General features: G+C 47.7%; 15 protein-coding genes. 5 read left to right on the top strand and 10 right to left on the bottom strand.

The genetic code is table 11. The features are described 5' to 3' along the window. Positions 1-45: 45 nt before the first annotated feature. A complete protein-coding gene (locus O3C43_06710; protein MDA1066178.1) occupies positions 46-252 on the top strand; it encodes a hypothetical protein in 207 nt (68 codons plus the stop codon). On the opposite strand, the gene O3C43_06705 is transcribed toward O3C43_06710, so the two are convergent. The 4 genes from O3C43_06705 to O3C43_06690 all read right to left on the bottom strand — a co-directional run bounded on the left by O3C43_06705 (position 239) and on the right by O3C43_06690 (position 3,577). Continuing rightward, on the bottom strand, positions 239-715 hold the full coding sequence (locus O3C43_06705; GenBank protein MDA1066177.1) for a PQQ-binding-like beta-propeller repeat protein: 477 nt from the start codon (positions 713-715) through the stop codon (positions 239-241). The two genes, O3C43_06710 and O3C43_06705, sit on opposite strands and share 14 nt — an antisense overlap. A gap of 287 nt (positions 716-1,002) precedes the next feature. After that, complete coding sequence (locus tag O3C43_06700) at positions 1,003-1,416, bottom strand: type II toxin-antitoxin system VapC family toxin (GenBank protein ID MDA1066176.1); 414 nt, start codon at positions 1,414-1,416, stop codon at positions 1,003-1,005. Positions 1,417-1,978: 562 nt separating this feature from the next. Beyond that, entirely contained in the window at positions 1,979-2,932 is a 954-nt protein-coding gene (locus O3C43_06695) for a pyridoxal-phosphate dependent enzyme (protein ID MDA1066175.1), read from the bottom strand. A 102-nt stretch (positions 2,933-3,034) separates the two neighbouring features. Continuing rightward, positions 3,035-3,577 (bottom strand): HDIG domain-containing protein, encoded by a 543-nt coding sequence (locus tag O3C43_06690; GenBank protein ID MDA1066174.1) that lies wholly within the window; start codon positions 3,575-3,577, stop codon positions 3,035-3,037. Positions 3,578-3,713: 136 nt separating this feature from the next. On the opposite strand from O3C43_06690, the gene chrA reads away from it, so the two are divergent. Next, positions 3,714-5,051, top strand: coding sequence for a chromate efflux transporter (chrA, locus tag O3C43_06685; GenBank protein ID MDA1066173.1), 1,338 nt, complete (start codon positions 3,714-3,716; stop codon positions 5,049-5,051). A 78-nt stretch (positions 5,052-5,129) separates the two neighbouring features. Here chrA and O3C43_06680 read toward each other — a convergent pair whose 3' ends face one another. Next, complete coding sequence (locus O3C43_06680; protein ID MDA1066172.1) at positions 5,130-5,849, bottom strand: DUF1080 domain-containing protein; 720 nt, start codon at positions 5,847-5,849, stop codon at positions 5,130-5,132. Positions 5,850-6,042: 193 nt separating this feature from the next. Here O3C43_06680 and O3C43_06675 point away from each other — a divergent pair, with 193 nt between their 5' ends. After that, entirely contained in the window at positions 6,043-7,599 is a 1,557-nt protein-coding gene (locus O3C43_06675; protein ID MDA1066171.1) for a sodium:solute symporter family protein, read from the top strand. A 19-nt stretch (positions 7,600-7,618) separates the two neighbouring features. On the opposite strand, the gene O3C43_06670 is transcribed toward O3C43_06675, so the two are convergent. Continuing rightward, positions 7,619-8,854, bottom strand: coding sequence for a CoA transferase (locus O3C43_06670; protein ID MDA1066170.1), 1,236 nt, complete (start codon positions 8,852-8,854; stop codon positions 7,619-7,621). Between the two features lie 187 nt (positions 8,855-9,041). Here O3C43_06670 and O3C43_06665 point away from each other — a divergent pair, with 187 nt between their 5' ends. Then, positions 9,042-10,274 (top strand): mandelate racemase/muconate lactonizing enzyme family protein, encoded by a 1,233-nt coding sequence (locus O3C43_06665; GenBank protein ID MDA1066169.1) that lies wholly within the window; start codon positions 9,042-9,044, stop codon positions 10,272-10,274. Between the two features lie 3 nt (positions 10,275-10,277). Here the strand turns inward: O3C43_06665 and O3C43_06660 are convergent, their stop codons facing one another. From O3C43_06660 to O3C43_06645, 4 genes are all read right to left on the bottom strand, one after another. Then, positions 10,278-10,706, bottom strand: coding sequence for a hypothetical protein (locus O3C43_06660; GenBank protein ID MDA1066168.1), 429 nt, complete (start codon positions 10,704-10,706; stop codon positions 10,278-10,280). A gap of 170 nt (positions 10,707-10,876) precedes the next feature. Further along, the gene (locus O3C43_06655; GenBank protein ID MDA1066167.1) at positions 10,877-12,238 is read right to left on the bottom strand and encodes a DUF1552 domain-containing protein; all 1,362 of its coding nucleotides are present in this window, start codon (positions 12,236-12,238) and stop codon (positions 10,877-10,879) included. 2 nt (positions 12,239-12,240) lie between these two features. Then, positions 12,241-15,567 (bottom strand): DUF1592 domain-containing protein, encoded by a 3,327-nt coding sequence (locus O3C43_06650; protein ID MDA1066166.1) that lies wholly within the window; start codon positions 15,565-15,567, stop codon positions 12,241-12,243. Positions 15,568-15,706: 139 nt separating this feature from the next. After that, positions 15,707-17,206 (bottom strand): sulfatase-like hydrolase/transferase, encoded by a 1,500-nt coding sequence (locus O3C43_06645; GenBank protein MDA1066165.1) that lies wholly within the window; start codon positions 17,204-17,206, stop codon positions 15,707-15,709. Positions 17,207-17,516: 310 nt separating this feature from the next. Here O3C43_06645 and O3C43_06640 point away from each other — a divergent pair, with 310 nt between their 5' ends. Then, positions 17,517-18,581 carry a hypothetical protein gene (locus tag O3C43_06640; GenBank protein ID MDA1066164.1) on the top strand — a complete coding sequence of 355 codons (1,065 nt, stop codon included), beginning with the start codon at positions 17,517-17,519 and terminating at the stop codon, positions 18,579-18,581. Positions 18,582-18,662 lie beyond the last annotated feature (81 nt).

The following is an 18,662-nucleotide window of genomic DNA, read 5'->3' as shown; positions in this document are numbered from 1 at the left end:
GGCGTGGAAAACTGAGAGGCGTCCTCCATCTGCAACAATATAAACATGCCCGCGGTACTAGAGGGGAGAAGGCATCTCATTGAGGCCTTTGGAGGTTTCCCATACGACATGGGTATCGCTAGCATTGCCTTGACCACCCGGCCGAATGGCAACCAAGCGATCCCTGTTATTTCGGCTGAGGTCAACGGCCATCGAATCAGCCCACTCCTCCTCGGTTACGATTCCATTCTTATCCGCGTCACCATATTTTAAAAGCGAACTTACTTTCATACTGCTGCCAGACCTCCTTGCCATCGAAGTCATAGGCGATGACGCCGAAGGAGTTGAAGTAAATATACACGCGTTCGCCATCGGTACAGGGAGTTGATGAGGCCGGAGAGCTGAATTCATGGGTCTTCTCGAATTCTTCCGGCACGACAGCTTGTCGCCACAGCTCATGTCCGGTGCTGGCATCATAGGCGACGGTAAGGAGTTTTTCATCATCGACACCGGTTATAAAGATGCGATCACCCCAGACAATGGGCGAAGAAACACCGGCGGGTGCCGACGACTTCCAGCGCACGTTTTTGTCAGCTCCAAATTCGATGGGAGGCTTTGCTGACTCCACGACACCCGAACCATTGGGCCCTTGAAATTGCGACCAGTTTTCCGCTAATAAACTGAAGGGCAGAAGACAGAGAATGATAAGGGAATGGAAGGAGAGGTAATTCTTCATATACTTTGGGGAACAAGGAATGGGTTGAGTATATTAAGTTAAATATTAAATGAAGCAGTGGTGTTCAAAGGCTATCTTTGGAGACGCGTTCATTCTATTCATGCGCTGTTTCGGTGCAAAAAGTTCCAATAAAATTATAGGTTTTGAAAATACTCCGTATTCTCCCTCCCACTAGCGACTCCACTGTCCATCTAGTGAGTTGGCATCGCATGGCTCGAAACGATTTTCCTAACTCTTAGGCAGAGGGGAGTTTCACCCGGTTGTCTGGTGTATCCTAAATATCAGGATTAAAGTTTCCAGGGATCTACCAATGAAGTGCCAGTGTTTTTGAAGTCCTTTGTATTTCGCGTGGCGAGTTTGAGAGAATGTTCCAGAGCAGTCGCAGCGATGAGGGCATCTTCAATATGTAAGACTCTTCCTTTCGTAGATGCAGATGCTCGAAGATCGGCTGCCCGGTTCGCAATGTGTGAAGTTACATCCAGGATACTTTGTGGATAACGCTCTTGGATGGAATCAATCCAGTTCAGCAATTTTTTCTGCTTCGATTTGGTCTTAACTAGTTTGGCTCCAAAAGTTAGTTCATGAAGCGTTATAACGGAAATATAGGAAACCTCAATGTTTCGGCAATAGTCTTCAACCGAAGCCTCGGGAACAGGCCGCGCGAGTTCGGAAAGCACATTCGTGTCGAGGAGTACACTCATCCTCAGCCTTGGTTAAATGGGAGCGGTCTGGAATCGCTTTCCCCTCGTTCAGGCAGAGTTAGTTCCACACCGGGAGAGTTTTGCGCGAGCCAAGAGCCAAGCGATTCGGAAGTTTGATGTAATCGATCCCATTCTTCCCTGGACACAACGACACATTGATTCCTGGTCCCAATGATTTGTGGCCCTTGGGTTCTCGCCCTATGCAGCACCTCTGACAGTTGGCCTTTTGCTTCACTTACCATCCAAACCGGAGACTTTCGTTGTTTATATTTCATAATAAATAAGTAGTCCATTATGGACTATTAAATAAGTTTCTGTCAAGAAGTGTGTCTATGCCGAAATATCCAAGGATGTTTTTAAAAGGCGGTGAGCATCTTGTCTTTTTAATGTCCGCTCAGGTTGATAAGTTAATCCTTTAATCCGGGGGGTACAGCGTCCTCGCTGTGCCGTGTTTTTCTGAGAATTCCTGGCGGCAAAGCGGGGACGCTGTAGCCTTTTGGAGTTTCCTAAAATGGAAATAGCCAAATCAATTCCTCCGGATTCACGTAAAAACATTCAGACTCTAACGCCAAGGCAAGCTTCCAAGATCGACGTTGCCCCCTGATAGAATGACACCCACGCGGTGGCCCGGTATTTCGTTTCGTTTTTCAAGAAGAGCAGCCACAGGTACGGCGGAGGAGGGTTCAATGATGATCTTCATGCGTTCCCAGACCAGGCGCATGGCCTCGATGATGGATTCTTCTGAAACAGTCACAATCCCTGCGCAGCGCTCTTTCAGGATAGGGAAGGTCAGTTCGCCCAGACTAGTCAGGAGACCATCTCCGATCGTTTTTGGATTGAGCGATGGCTGGATCGAGCCCGTTTCGAGAGAGCGAAACGCGTCGTCCGCATTGAGAGGTTCTGCGCCGAACACTTTCACGGCTGGTCGAGATTCGCTGACGGCGATCGACGTGCCGCTTAGAAGTCCACCGCCGCCGACCGGGGCCATCACGATCTCCAGGTCGTCGACTTCTTCGAGAAGCTCGAGTGCTGCGGTTCCCTGACCCGCGATAATCCGAGCATCATTGTAAGGATGGATCAGTAAGCGTCCCTCACTTTCGATGATTCGCGCCAGTGTGCCCTCCCTGGCTTCCAGGGTAGGTTCGCAAAAGGTAATGGTCGCGCCGTAACCTGCAACCGCAGCCTTTTTGATGGCTGGGGCATTTGATGGCATGACAATGTGCGCGGTCGATCCGGCGAGCTTTGCAGCAAGTGCTAACGCCGCTGCATGGTTACCTGAAGAATGCGTTGCAACTCCCCGTTTGAGTTCGGTCTCGTTAAGGCTCATTATGGCGTTGCAAGCTCCACGGAATTTGAAGGCTCCCACTTTTTGAAAATTTTCACACTTGAAGCTGAGCTCCGCGTCGAGAATGCGATCGAGTGTCGTGCAACTAAGAACAGGAGTCCGATGAGCATAGGGTGCGATTCGGTTGGCTGCTGCTCGGATGTCTTCAAGCTTGGTACAGAGTTTGTTCATTGGTTGAAGTTAGACTTCTACGAGGAAGTTTCGCTATTTAAAAAGGTTGGGTGAGGGATTGAGGAACTTAGGTGCTGAGGTGCTGAGGTGCTGGTTGTGATTTCAAAGTTTAGCAAAAAAGCGGATTAGGTTTTCGACGTGCTCCTGGATGGGGACGCCCAGGTGTTCGCAACCGAGGTCGATGGTAAGGCGATCGACTTTGGCGGCGAAGGACTTGTCCTTGATTTTCTTGCGGATCGATTTCGATTTCATCTGATCGTAGGGCACGGGGTTCATTTTCTGGTAAGCGTAGAAAATGCCGCAGATTTCATCGCAGGCGAGCAGGCCGGCAGCGAGCTTTGTTTGGGGTAGAGTGCTGTACCCATTGTATCCGTACGCGTGGGCTTCGACTGCGTGGATAAGGTCTTCCGGATAACCCCATTCGGTAAACCAGCGGAGTGATTCCGCCGGATGGGTTTCGGGGTGTTTTTGAAAATCGATGTCGTGCAGGAAACCGGTTATCCACCACAAGTGCGCATCTTCACCGAGAAGCTGGGCATACCCGTCCATGGCTGTAGCAACCATGAACGCATGGTGTCGTTGGTATTCGTCCTGAACATGTTCGTTGAGAAGAATGTTCGCTTCATCTACAGTTGGAAGGGTCATAGTCATTTAATCAACTTTCATGAAGACAGCTTTGGGGGTCATGGTCGAATCTGATTTTTTGGTTCTTCCTCTTGCGAATGTCGTCTTCCAGACTTGAGTGCGGCAAGGTCTTCCTTCCTAATTACAAGATATTGAAATGAAAAACGATTCATCGGTTCCTCCAAATGACGCACAGCGCCAAGCACATCCTTCCTTTGCTGAGGCGTTACGCTTTTGGCTGAAGCTTGGGTTTATAAGTTTCGGCGGTCCTACTGGACAGATCGCAATTATGCATACGGAACTGGTGGAGAAAAAGCGATGGATCAGCGAAGAGCGCTTTCTTCATGCCCTAAACTATTGTATGCTCCTGCCGGGTCCGGAAGCCCAACAATTGGCGACTTATGCTGGATGGCTGCTTCACCGCACCTGGGGTGGCATTGTTGCCGGTGCATTGTTCGTCCTGCCATCGGCATTTATCCTGTGGCTGCTCAGTTTTGTGTATATGGCTTATGGTAATCTTGAGTGGGTTTCCGCCGTTTTCGACGGACTCAAACCTGCCGTACTCGCTATCGTGCTAGCTGCAGGAATTCGTATTGGCAAACGGGCACTTAAGAACGAGATCATGTGGGCTCTTGCCTCTTTGGCATTTGTGGCGATCTTCTTTTTCGGACTACCTTTTCCGCTGATCATAGTTTTTGCAGCCCTTCTTGGACTGGCTGGCGATCATTTGGCACCAGGCAAGTTTCGCGTGCTGAAGGAACATAATGGGAATACCTCTAAAGGTAGGAGTGTCAGCGAAGAAACCTTATCTCAAGGAACTGTTTCTTTGAAAGGATCTCTCCAGGTGTGTGCTGTTTGGATATCGCTCTGGTGGGCTCCTATTTTACTGGTTGGTGCGCTCCTGGGATGGAGTCATGTGCTTTTCCAGCAGGGAGTTTTTTTCAGCAAGGCTGCGATGGTAACCTTTGGGGGCGCATACGCGGTACTTCCCTATGTTTCACAACAGGCAGTGGAGAACTTTCAATGGATGGAGGCGGGACAGATGCTTGATGGGTTGGCATTGGCTGAAACGACGCCCGGTCCACTGATCATAGTTCTGCAATTCGTTGGTTTCGTCGGAGCCTGGAAACTTTCGGTTCCTTTCACACCTCTCCTTGGAGCTACTCTTGGTGCGGCCATTACGACCTGGGCCACCTTCCTGCCTTGTTTCCTCTGGATATTTCTTGGCGCTCCCTTCATCGAACGCTTGCGTGGCAACACACGTCTGACTGCTGCGCTTTCCGCCATCACGGCAGCAGTAGTAGGTGTTGTGCTCAATCTGGCAGTTTGGTTTGGTTTGCACGTACTGGTTCCAAGCGGCGGCCCGGTTTATTGGGTAGGCATAGCAATTGTAGGCATAGCATTTGTGGGTATGTACCGGTGGAATTGGGACATAATTCCTGTTGTAGCAGGAGCAGCTGTTTTCGGACTTCTGCGTTGGGCAGTTTTTCTCTAATGTTTCTACATCCCTGCCATGGTCATCAGGAAATTTTCCTTCGACCCCACGATTTCCCAATTCGGAAAACAAAAGTTTCTATAATTCTTTGATCTTCAAATTGCGAAACCACACCGAGTGACCGTGATCCTGCAGGCCGATGTGGCCTTTTCCTAAAGTGGCAAAGTCCTTCCACTTACTGAACTTGGCGTTGGCGACTTGTTCGTCCCACTTGGGGCTGTGCATTTCATATTCTGCCGTTTTAATGCCGTTAAGCCAATATTCGACATGATTGCCCTTAACCAGAATCCGACCTTCGTTCCATTCACCTATCGGTTTGGTTACGTCACTTGTCGCGGCTTCAATTCCATAATTGGATGCAGAGTGCTCCTTTGGGCCGACTGGCTCTCCCTTACCTGACCGAAAACCTAAATTGTCCAGAACCTGGTACTCTGGGCCTGTTAGATACGGTTCTTTCGGACCTTCTCCAATATGGAACATCACTCCTGAGTTCGTTCCCGCTTCCGCCTTCCAGTCGAAACGCAGATCGAAATCATCATAAACGCCCACGGTGATTATATTTGCATGAGGTGTATTTTTTGTTCTGTTGATCAGGCTTAGCACACCGTCTTCCACAACCCAGGCTCCCTCAAGATTGGCTCCATTGTAACCTCGCCACCCATCAAGGGATTTCCCGTCGAACAGCGAAACCCAGCCGTCGGTGGATTCCTTTGAAGCTGCTGATGCATTGTCAGTGTTGGAACAGCCGCTCACGAATAAAAGTGCGGTGATCAAAATGAAGATAGGGAATTTTTGCATAATGGTTGGGGAAATAATTTCAGTTTCATCAAATCTAGGTACTTTCGCTCGAGAGAAGCAATTGGAATGTAGTGGTTTGCTCATAAAGCTTTTCCTCACCCTTGCTATTAACGCGCATTCCTGAATATTCTGTTGGCTCTAATCATTGCCCGATTTGTATTCACCTTATCGGCCCACTTATAGATTTGATAGTATGAATGTAGCGCTTGTAATTATCATCGTTTATATGGCAGTTGTAACCGTCATTGGGGCACTCCTGGCGCGTAAGAGTACTTCCTCAAAAGATTGGGCGGTAGCTGGTGGAGGTATGGGGATAGTTATGATTGCCGTGGGAATTGCCGGAACGCGTATTGGAGGTGCAGGTACCTATGGAGTAGCCGGTAACGTTATAAGTGGCGGTGTTTGGAATATGTGGTGGTACGGCATCAATACGTTTTTGGCGATGGCGCTTGTGGGGTTCTTTTTCGCAAAACCCTATCGCCGCACACGACTTCAAACCGTCGGCGAAATCTTTACCCTGCGTTTTGGAACACGTCGTTGCCAGGTGATGACCAGTCTATGCGTTCAGATTGAGTATTTCATCGTTAACATCATTGAAGCGTATGTAATAGCGGTGGTGTTGCGCGGAATCGTTGGACTTCCCATGGAATACGGCGTGTTCATTGCCGCGTTCGTTTTGGTGACTTACATCGCGATGGGCGGACTTTGGGGCGCTGCTGTAACCAACATGATCCATTGCCTGGTAATACTGGCCGGCCTGGGGTTAATCGGCGTGATGGGCATTAATCAGATGGGTGGCTGGTTGGAGGTGAAAAGCTCGATCGATGGATTTGTTAATACGTCTGAAAAAGATTTAAGTCATTTTTGGAATTTTACTGGAATGGGCTGGGGTGCGGTGTTGGGCATGTTCTTTTCAGCGGCAGTACACACACCCGCAGCGTCTGTTTACACCAACTATTCAACCGCAGCCAAAAGCGAAAAAAACCTGGTTCCAAGCTTTTTGCTGGCAGGAATCATCGGTGGACTCATGCCCATCCTTGCCGGTTTGATAGGATTGTTGACAGTGGCGAAGTATGGATTGCAACCCGGTACGAGCGGCTACACGAATCTGACCAAATTGGCGACGGACATCAGTCCCTTGATTGGAGGCATCGCTCTGGCCGCGGTGTTGGCTGCGGTGATTTCTTCCGGTGGGCCGATATTGTTATCGAGTTCCACGATGTTTGTTAGGGATTGGCTACCGTTTACCAAAGACTGGTCTCCCGATAGAAAATTAAAAGCTTATCGAATAACGACAGCTGTCTACGGAGTAATCGCTGCGATTTGTGCTTTGCTGGTCTCCAAAATGGAATCCGTTTCGATTCTTGATATGTTGTTATTCGGATTCGCTATGGTTGTTCCTCCAGCGCTGGCGGTGGGTTATTTGATCTACTGGAAACGCACCACAGAAAAAGGTGCCTTGTGGGGGATGATAACTGGATTGGCCGCAGGTTTGTTGTGGTTCGTGGCGATTAAGGTAGCCGTCGCAAGCGGACTGGAATTGACCGAATCATCGAGTGCCTTGGCTCGATTGGCGTACCACTGTTTTGCGATTAATGGAAAAGGCATCGATCCTTCCTACATAACCACCTTTGTGCCATTATTTGTAATCCCAATGGTTTCTTTCCTGTCCAAAGAAACGCCCGAAGGCAAAGAGGAATTCTACTCAATAGTATCAGGAGAAAAGAAGATGGACGTAGAATTGAATTAGTTTTTTGGGTAGAATCTTCTCAATTGATATCCGGTGCCTCAATGACACCTGCTTTTTGTAAGGCATCTATCTTCTCAACAGTATAGCCAAGATATTCGCTGAGCACTTCACGGGTGTGCTCACCGATCCGGTACGGGGCACCTGAAGGAGGATGAGTAGGTTTACCATCGATGTGAAACGGTGATGCCGTGACTCGGACTCGACCTCTTCCAGGATGATCGACCTCCGGGAATGCTTCACGGAAATGGAGTTGTGGATTCTCAATGGTTTCTTCTGGTGTGCGCATAGGTGCGGCCGGTATGCCGGCTGAGGAGAGAGCTGTCAGTGCTTCATCGACGCTTGAGTAGCTATTCAGGCCTTCCCTTAACAAAGCTAATAACTCAGTCCAGTGGACCCGCCGCAACATGGGTGTCTCAAATCGAGGATCTTCGGCTAACTCAGGTTTGCCTATAAGTTCAATAATTCGCGTCCACAAATGTGGGGCACCTGCTGACTGCATAGCCATGTGATGATCGCCGATCTGGTGAACGACCATGCCAACTCGCGGTTGGCGTTGAACAGGTGCTCCATTCAAAATCGCTCCGAAAGTGATGTCATCGCTCGCAATGAGGCATTCCAGCATGGAGACGTCGATCGTCGCGCCTTGCCCAGTACGGGCGTGGCGCAATAGTGCTGCGCTGATTGCACCGAAAGCGTGGGTCGCAGCGAGAACGTCCGCAGCTTGCAAATATTGTGAGCGCGGTTCGGATGAACCATTGCGGTCGAGGTCCATCATGCCAGAGACAGCATTGATGAGGTGCGCGTAAGCCTTCATAGAACTGGATGGGCCGGTCTGACCGAATCCTGAAATAGAACAATAGACCAGGTCCGGTTTCTCTGCGCGCAAGGTTGCGGCATCAAAACCGTAGCGTTTCATAATGCCAGGGGAGAAGTTTTCCACGAGAACGTCTGCTTTGCGAACGAGATCAAGAACGAGTTCACGCGCCTCGGGATGTGCGAGGTCAATGGCTATACCTTGTTTTCCGGTATTGATACGCACGAAGTAGCTGCTCTGGTCAGCTCGACCTTCTTCCAGTTGACTCACGGTGTAGCGAATTTCGTCTCCTTCACCGGGACGCTCGATCTTGATTACATGTGCGCCGAGGTCCGCCAGCAGACGTGTACAGTAGGGACCTGCCAGTACGCGCGTGAAATCTATGACGGTGTAGCCGTCCAGCATTTTTTCAGTCTTAGAAGATGAAGTACTTTCAGTCATGGTAACAAATAATAGAACAGGTCATCTTTAGGTTGATAATCTTTTAGGCAAGCCAAGCTTGGATCTAATCAAGTAAGTTTATCGAAATTCGTCGCTAAAGAGAGTAGGGATAACGGTAATTAATCCTGTGAAGAGTTACACTCTTTCAACTTCTTCAATATAAAAAGTTTTATCAGAATCCTACCCAATGAATTACAATCGCAGAAAATTTCTTAGACAAAGTTTGATGGGCGCGAGTGCGCTTCTGGCAGGGCCATTTGCTCTAAATGCAGACATCAAGTCTGGCATCAAAATAACCAAGGTGAGTCATTATAGGGATCCGACTTACTTGAAGCCGACTTTCGCCCAGGCAAGAGACATCGTGGTGATTGAAACCAACGCTGGGATAAGTGGAATCGGCGAAGGTGGATCTAAGGAAATGATCCAGAACTGTGCGGAGATGTTGGTTGGTGAAGATCCATTTCGGATCGAGCATCTTTGGCAGAAAGTGTATCGCCAATATTTTTATCCGTCGGGTAGGGAGCGACTTCACGCCATGGGTGGTTTGGATATGGCGTTGTGGGATATAAAAGGAAAATATTTCAAGACGCCAATTTATGAACTTTTGGGAGGATTGACTCGAGATTTCCTGCCCTGTTATTCCACGGGATTCCCTGATCAAGGATCGGTCAAAGAGACAGCGAGGGCGTGTATCGAAGCCGGGTTTTACGCATATCGGGTCGGCACAGTTTCGGAAGGTCCGGTTTTCGATTCTCACAAATTCATGGATGAGAACTTTCGTTTTTACTCGGAGGTCCGTGAAGGGGTTGGCGAAAAAGGCCAGTGGGCTACTGATTTTCATACCCGCTTCGATACAGCTGAAGCTGTTACTCTGGCTAGAATGATAGAACCGCTAAAACCGCTGTTTGTTGAAGATTTGGTGCGGTCGGAAAATGCCGGTGTTTATCGTGCGCTCAGAGATCGGATCAATGTACCCATTGCGGTCGGCGAGCAATTTGGAGACCGATGGGATATCAACGAATTGATTGAGGAAAATTTAATTGATCACTCCAGAGTCACTCTTCCGAACGTTGGCGGAATTACCGAGCTTAAGAAAATAGCCGCACTGTGCGAAACACATTACGTCGGGATGATTCCCCATTTTACGGGTCCGATTTCCACCGCTGCCTTGGTTCATGTGCTAGCTTCGTCATCCGGTTTTGTTATGACCGAAATCACTAACGATCGCCCTACCAAAACAAGTTATCTCAACGACGATTATCTTAGTTTTAAGAACGGGAAACTCTACCCGAATGAAAGACCTGGGTTAGGTGTGGAATTTGATCCCAAGCATATTGAGTTGGTAAATGTAATTACCAAACCATCCGCTTACGATCATCCCGTATTTCAACGAGGAGATGGATCAATTACGAATTGGTAGGCATTAACGTCGGAACCGAGGAGCCGATTCATCGGTTTCCTCCAGCGACTTATTAGCGCTAAATACCTCAAAGGTTTGACCTGCCCATTCTAAAGGCCAAAAAATTTCAACCGATTCTGTATTTGTATTTTCTTTTGGTCCCCGAATGAGTAGATCTAATGCATGAGTTTCTAAGTTCTCAGAAATCATGTAATGATCCTTTTCATTCTCTTTGAAAGTGACAAACCCAATTCCAGCAATTTCAGCTCCGTGAAGTTCAGCGATGTCGCTTTCTAGAATTCTATCAGCTATTTGATCTAATTCTATCCCCATTCGAATATCTGCAAGAAAATCTGATTCAGAATAATCTGTATAATCAGAATCGGTTTCTTTTTCAATTCCACACGAAAACAATAGTACCAATAATGGTATTAAGACTAGGAGGGCTTTCATTTCATTCTGCTAACTATACTGCCGCGCATCAAGAATTGCGTTTTTTGGACCATTGTTAGTATCGATACGTGGTGCTATTCCTGTGTTTCGGCGAAACTACCTCTTCAAAACATGATGCACGGCAGTATAAAATGTTAACTTCGACCGGCGTCTTTTGATTTACGTCGAAATCAAATGTTTGCCAGGCGACGATTGGTATCTCCAAACCGAGGAACATTGACTCCCATTCGATCCATGAGAGACAGGTACAAACTACAGGCTCTTCGGTTGTCTGCGTCTTCTTCTTTGAAGTCCAGAACTTGTCCAGGTTGAAGTGACCCGCCGCCTTTTCCTGCGAGGAGGATGGGCATATGATCTGCCTGGTGCAGGTCTCCATCAAAGAAATTTGAGCAGAACATCAGCATGGAATTGTCCAGCAAGGATTGGCCACCTTCGTCGATGTCCTTCATGCGACCAAGCAGGTATGCAAATTGTTCAGTGTGAAATTGATTGGTTTTCAAATACATGGCCTCGAGTTCTGGATCGCGTCCGTTGTGAGTCAGGTCCAGGTGAAGGCTACCTTTGACGTGCTCGAGGAAACCGAAATTCATTTGTGAAAGATCGTTGTTGAGCATGCAGGTTGCGATGCGCGTCTTGTTCATTTGAAAGGCCAATACGATCAGGTCCATCATGAGCCTCATATGATTCGGGATGTGCTGAGGAAGCGTTTCCGATGGCCGGGTCAAGTTAGGTTCAGTGATGGAAGGGTGCCAACCCTCAAGTTGATGATCTTTCGCTGCGAAGTTTATGCGTGTCTCGATGTCTCGAATGGAGTCGAGATAGTCCGTCAGTTTATGCCTGTCGCTGTAGGCAACCTGGCTTTTCAAATAACTGGCATCTTCTAAAACTTCATCCAGGATACTCTGGTCCAAACCACGATCGCTGCCGTTGCCGACCAGTAAGTCAAATACCCGGGATGGATAAATTTCCTTCATGGCAGGCTTTGTGTCAGTACTCCAGGAAATGTTGGAACCGTAGAGCATGGATAGTCCGTCTTCGAGACGGAGCTCAGTAGGTTCGATTCCGAGAATCAAGCTGGGGATGGGTGATTGGTGACCAATTTCCTTTGCCATTAATTGATCCATCGTTTGACCAACACGTATTTCGCTTTGATCCTTACTAACCCAGGCACCTGAAAGAAGATTTGGTGTGCGACCCAAATGCGCGCTGTCATGTTCAACCGCCTTTTGGTTAAAAAGACCGCGGATGAATGAAAAATGTTCGGTAAATGGTTCCATCGGCTTTAACCCGGGACCGATTTCCATTTTTGATTCGTTCTTGTTTGCCCACCAATGTGCGGGCTCAACTCCATTGGAGAAAAATAAGCAGCCGAATCGGACAGGGGCTTTATTTGCTAATCCACCCGATATTCGTTTTCCTGTTTCCAGAGCATAAGTGGGAACAGATTCCAACCAGGGTAGCGCTAAAGTCATTCCTGCTCCTCGCAAAAATGTGCGTCGTGAAAAGCGTTTGGATTTCAGGAACTGAGGCATGATTAAATTTCGGTGTCTTCCTCTTTAGAGGACGTTTTCTTCTCAATAGCGGCAGATTCGTTTCTTTGACTTCTTTGGTGACGGAATTGGGTACTTGTCACAATTTGTGTAATCAGGTTTGAAAACCGGTTATCAGCTTCGAGGCTATTCATCATTTTGTCGATCAATATCCGGTCCGCCAATATTTCGCTTCGACCCAGAGCATAGCCAAGCAACTTCCTGCAGAGGTTTCGGCGAACAGTTGCTTTCTCCTGTTCAAAATAGTGATACAGATCATCCAGTCCGCTTATCAAAGTTCCGTCGTTGAGGATCCCCATGGTATCGATGTTTCCACCATCCCTGTAAGTATCACGCCATTGACCAATAGGATTGAAATTTTCCAAAGCGAAACCCAAGGGATCTATCCGAGTATGGCAATTGACACAGGAAGATTCCCGTCTGTGGGCCTCCAGGCGTTCTCGAACCGTTTTCCCGTCTGGCAAAACGTCCTCATTCGGAATAGAACCAGCATCAGCGGGAGGAGGGGGAGTTGGAGTTCCTAATACTCGGCGGAGAATCCAATCTCCACGTTTGACCGCACTGGTTCGAAGGGGAGCTGACGTTACTGTTAAAACTGCACCTAAATTAAGCAATCCGCCTCGATTGAACTTTCGGGTTCCGTCGACACGCACCAGTGTATCGGATTGAGAATCAACCGAGTCCCACGGTATTCCGTAATGTTGTGCGAGTTCCGGATTTAGAAAAGTGTAGTCAGCGTAGACTATTTCATCGACTGGTCGGTCTTGCGTTACGACGTATTCGAAAAATGAGATCGCCTCATGGTACATGGCAGCTTTCAGCTCGTCGGTGAAATAATTGAAAAGTTCTGTATCGATTCCGTTATAACCATCAAAGCGATAAAACCCAAACCACTGTCCGAAGAATTCTGTCACAAATCTTCGCGACTTTGGATCTCTCAACATGCGCTTGGTTTGTTCAGCCAAAATCTCAGGATCACTCAGTTCACCAGATGCGGCCAATTTTAGTAGTTCTTCGTCTGGTTTGGAAGACCAAAGGAAATAGCTAAGCCGACTCGCCAGTTCCCAATTGGAAAGAGGAACCATAGCGTGGCTCTTAATCGGACTTTCGATGCGGTAAAGAAACTCGGGTGCAACAAGAATTCGTGTTATCAAAGTCCGGATAGCCTCCTGGTGGCTCTGTTCCTTGACTTGTATAAGCTCCGAGTAAAACGAAGTGAGACGATCCTTGTCCTGCTTCCTTAGCGGCCTCCGCCATGCCTGCTCGGCAAACAGCAGTACGTCGTTGATTTGCCCTGCCTGAGCTTGCTGAAGTTCGGTTTGTTTTTGATTAAAATCTTGGAATACATTTTCGACGTGTTCATGGGGAATGGAAGGAAGCTCATTGATCCAACCTTGATCAAGATCGGCGAGTGATTTGACAGGGCTTTTCAAATCGTACTTTTCGTTAGCGAACCTAAAAATGGTGTCATGATAATCGAACGAAGTGAGGAGGTCCGCCCAAGCTTCATCGAGCTTTCTTGCGCTTGCTGAATCGAGGATAATATTCGTTAGAAACGAATCTTGCCTTTGGTACTTAATGGCCGTGTGAAAATAGTTTCTCTCAGGTTTATTGTAAGTGTTATCAAAAGGTTCCGGAATGTGATCCCGATCTGATGGAGTAGGTTCGAGATGAGAAACCTGCGGCAGGTTTTGAGCAAAGGCCAGAATACCGGTTCTAAGTTCCTCTATCTGGGGGCTATTTGGATCTGCTAATAGCGCGGATGCTGAACCAGTTGAAGCGATAGTCTCATTTGCATTATATCCGTCTGTGATTTCACAACGAACCAGGACGTCATCGCCGTTTTCAGTATCCAAAATTGCTTCCACTTGAAATTCCGCCCGTGACCTTTCTTTAGGTAATTGTACCTGAATTATTAGCTTGGTTGCATCGTCAGTTACGAAGTCATTGTCGTCTATCTTGGCTCTGTTCACACCTATCCCGAATTGGATTAATTCAGCGGTTTCCTGTGAAACAAGTTCTCGCAGCGGTACCAGTGTTGGAGTGGTGCTTCCAGTTTCAAGGATTCTAATGGTCGGTTGTTTCCAGTGGACTGCTGGCTTTGAACTATCTTTACCGCCTGCTACTTTTGCCAGAATCTCAAACTCGGTGTAAATGGCAGTCGGGTGTCGGTTCATGCGAACCCGAAACTGGTGTGACTGGTTTGCCTCGAAAGCTTCGTCGCTCAAAACGGCATACTCTTCATCATCTATGGTACTCGCTGCCAAGGTTTTCTGCCATTCAAAGAGGTCCTCATACAAGTTAGAACAGGCATTGCGAACCGTGAATTCTGAAGGAGTCAGACTTTCAATTGGAATAGGGAGGTCATTCCATTTGTCGATTATTTCGCTGGTAGGAAAACTTGGGTGTGCCTGTGTAAGAACCTTCCAGATGTGTTCTGTAAACTTGGGGGAAATGGATTCTTCCTTTGCCAACTCGGTCAGTGTAATAGAAGGCCGGCCAAGCGAATGACGATGCTGGTAATACCAGGCCGCGTAGAAAGCTTTGGCGTATTGGTCCAATCCAAATTCATTCGCTCCTTCTCCGGCTCCTGTACGGAAACCATTTTCTCGATAAATAGTTTTGATGCGATTTATCGCCGAAAGCTCCTGTCCTGTGTCCCCGGGATCAGTATAAAAATCTAAGGCACCCGCACCGATTAGCGCATGCGACGCTACCGTCTTTGCTGCATCAAGGTAACGTTCAAGCGTCGAATCCTGGATAAACTGGACTTCTCCCACATTTGAGAATCCTTCTCCACCTACAGCTTCATCCATAAAGGATTTTTCAAAATCAAATTCGAGCCCTGTCAGATCCTTGATTGTGTAGGCGTACTCTGCACTGGTGAGTCGTCGCAAAACTATTTCTCCAGGGTCACCGGCATTCTTTTGAACGGTGTCCTCAATCTCCTTGCGAATGAACGACGCCAATTGCTGTCGTTGCGTGTCGCTTGGTTGGTCCTCATTATCTGGCGGCATCTCTACCATCTCCAGCATCTCAGCCGCCAGTTCCCAGCTCTTAAAATCACCGGGAATGTCCAGGTCCCTGGTCAGTGTCTCGAAATTGATATCTCCCTTGGTTTTTTTGTCGTTATGACAATCAAAGCAAAATTGTTTAACAATAGGAATTGCCGTGTCGATCTTGAGCTCAGCGCTCCAACTTGTATGAGGCACAATAAACGTGACTATCAGAAAAAGACCGCAAGGCAAAGCGGACTTGTATCGGGAGGCTTTAATAGCTCCAGGGGAATTGTGAACTAAATTTCGAACCATAAGCTTGGGCGTAGCTGATAGAGAGGGTTCAGGAGTTAACACTATAAAACACGTCTATTCTGTCAACAGGGTATCTGGCCTAATATATTTATCATTTAGTACCCGATGTTTAGGTACTAAAGATCTTGTTTTCTAAATTTTAGTAACCCCTCATGGATGGGAGTGAATCCACGAATCGTGCATTCGTACGCTTCAGTTCGGACACCAATAATTTATGCTGTTTTTTCACTGTATCGCGGTATTCGGGAAGTAGGGCGAGGTTGGTCAGTTCGTCGGGATCGTTGTCGATATGATAGAGTTCCGGAATCTCGTTCTCCACAAAGGTTTGAATGAATTTGTAACGGTCCTGAATGACAAAGCCATACCACGGAACATTGTTTCCTGTATAAGGTAAAGGTTTGGGAATGATGCCCGAATCGGGCCGGAACGCTTCCAGGGTAAAGGTCAAAAATACAGGTCTTTCCCAGGCTTGGCCCGGATTGCGAAGCAAAGATGTCATGTCTCTTCCATCCATTTTCCATGGCAAATCGAGACCGGCAAATTTGAAAAAAGTAGGAACCAGATCAATGCTGCCCACGGGAGAGCTACAAACTTGATTATCAGGAAGGGTTCCAGGCATCGAAACAATGAAGGGTACTTTTATATTGGCAGAGTAGGGAGCCCGCTTGTGTCGGAAGCCATGTTGTCCCCACGCAAATCCCTGGTCGGCGGTAAAGACGACCAAAGTGTTGTCATATTGTCCTGAGGCTTTTAGGGCTTCAATGAGTCGACCCACCCCCTCATCCACGGATATTGCCGCCTGGTGGTATTGCCTGGTGGCGTCATAAAGGGTCCCGCCGAATTTTCCATTGTCATAGGATCGGGCCGTGCCCTTTTCATCCGCCTTCCAGACGCCGTACTGGCCTGAATACTCGGGCTTCCCGGCGCGGGGAGGATAAATATCTGCCGGTGTTGGTATTTCTACTCCCGGATATTCTTCCAAGTGCCTGTCTGCTGGGGTAAAGGGTCCGTGAATACCGGTATAGCACAACCACAAATACCATGGTTTTTCCGTGTCGCGATTTTGTCCGTGGATGAATTCTACAGCTCGGTTGGTGTAATTGTCAGTGGCGTAGGCTTCTACGGTGCCAATCGGTTTGCCATTTAGAATTATTTTTTGATCTACGTAATATTCCCTTGCATTGCCGGCCGTTGGTTCTGGGCGAATCCACACGTACTGAAAATCCCAGTCTCTACCATAACCGGTATCGGTGCCGACATGCCACTTTCCGATATGACCGGTGGAATACCCGTTTTCCCGAAACTCCTTGGGCCAGAATTTCAGGACGTTCGGATCATACTCTGCACCCGGGTAAGGGCCCACTCGATGAAGGCTGGGGATGTTGTGCTGTTGCAGGCCGGTGAGCATGGTTGCCCGGGCCGGCATGCACCACGAACTTGTGTAAGCCTGATCAAATCGGATTCCCGATTGAGCCAGACGGTCGAGGTTGGGTGTATGAGCCCAGTCGTAAGCTTCAGGGTAGCTGCTTACTGTTCTAGAACTTTGGTCATCCGTAAAGATGAACAGGATATTCGGCTGTGGGGTTTGCCCAAAACCTTCGCAGGAAATAAACAAATAAATCAGGGCAATGTTAGCCAAAGGGAAGAATGGCCTCCTAACTAAAAAACAAAAATAACGGTACGATTTCAACATTGCTTGAACCTAATTTTAAAATCGGAACCAAGGCAAGGATATGGTTTGGATCATCAAAACAATTTTCTATCCTTTTAAAGTAATTCCAGGCTGCTTGTCCGTTTTTCACTTACGCAACAATTTTTTTGCCTTATCCAATCTCCGGACCGGTTATTTCTCAGAAACGGCAACGTTCTCTTTTAAAAGAAATGACTGATACAATATCGTAATGTTGATCTTGGTTTTCGGCTACCTACCTATCTATAGTCCGGAGTAAATGCTTCAAAACAAGATCCATAGCCTAAAGCAGTTGGTCCTTATATTTGTGCTTCCTGTTGTTTCGTTTGCACATGACCACGCCGAACCGCATATAGCGGTTGAGGCGTATCAGACACCGCAAACGCCGATTGTTATTGGGCAAGGTGATTTCAAATACCGTTTGATTCCCGACTGGGGAATGCAAAACTCACCAGCCATACAGCTCGGTCATTGCAATGCCATACTGGAAGATGCCCATGGAAGAATACTCCTGCTAAATGCGAGCGAGGATCATTGTATGATAGTCTTGGGTCCTGATGGTGCACTATTGGATGCTTGGGGAAGTTTTGCTCCAGGAGCACACGGACTTTCTATCGTAGAGGAGGATGGCATTGATTATCTGTTTATTACAGACAACAGCCAAAACGGGAAAGTCTTCAAAACCACAGCAGATGGATATGTATTAAAGACGATTTCGTGTCCGATGGAGTCGAGCCTCTACGACAATCCTGATGATTTCCGACCTTCCAAGACCATGCATTTACCGAATGGAGATTTCTTTGTTATCGATGGTTATGGGAAGGACTTTATCCACCGTTACAATTCCAGATGCGAATACCAGTCATCTTTTGGCGGAACTCTCGGAGAAGGGGAGGCAAAGCTCGCGCATTTCGGTCCTCATGGTGGAGCTATTAATTTTTCTGACCCGAAGAACCCGGAAATTATTTTAGCATTGAGTGATAAAAACAAGATGAAGCGATTCACGATCGATGGCCAGTGGCTTGAAACAATTCTCCTTCCAGGCAGCAATCCACGCGACGTCATTTTTCATAGGGATCATATCGTGGTTCCCCATCTGGGAGATAACTGGCCAACGGATAAGAATGCCGCAGGTTACATTTCGATCCTTGATAAAGGCTTTCAAGTCGTAGCCAATCTCGGAGCCGATGCACCGGTTTACGATCGTCGCGGCAACCTGAATACCATGAAGCACTCGAGCCATTTATTTTACCATCCCCATGGCTTGTGCTTCGATCAGGCGGGCAATCTCTATGTGGCTCAGTTTGCTTCGAACGGCACCTAGCCTCTTAAATTTGAACGACTGAAAAAATAATGAGTCCATGTGGGACGTAAATTTCTTCGCGTCCTTCCGGTCTTAAGCACA

The sequence above is a fragment of the Verrucomicrobiota bacterium genome (assembly GCA_027622555.1).
Classification (GTDB): Bacteria; Verrucomicrobiota; Verrucomicrobiia; order Opitutales; family UBA2995; genus UBA2995.
Note: the sequence above shows the minus strand (reverse complement) of the source record. Positions and strands in the feature narration are given on the sequence as shown.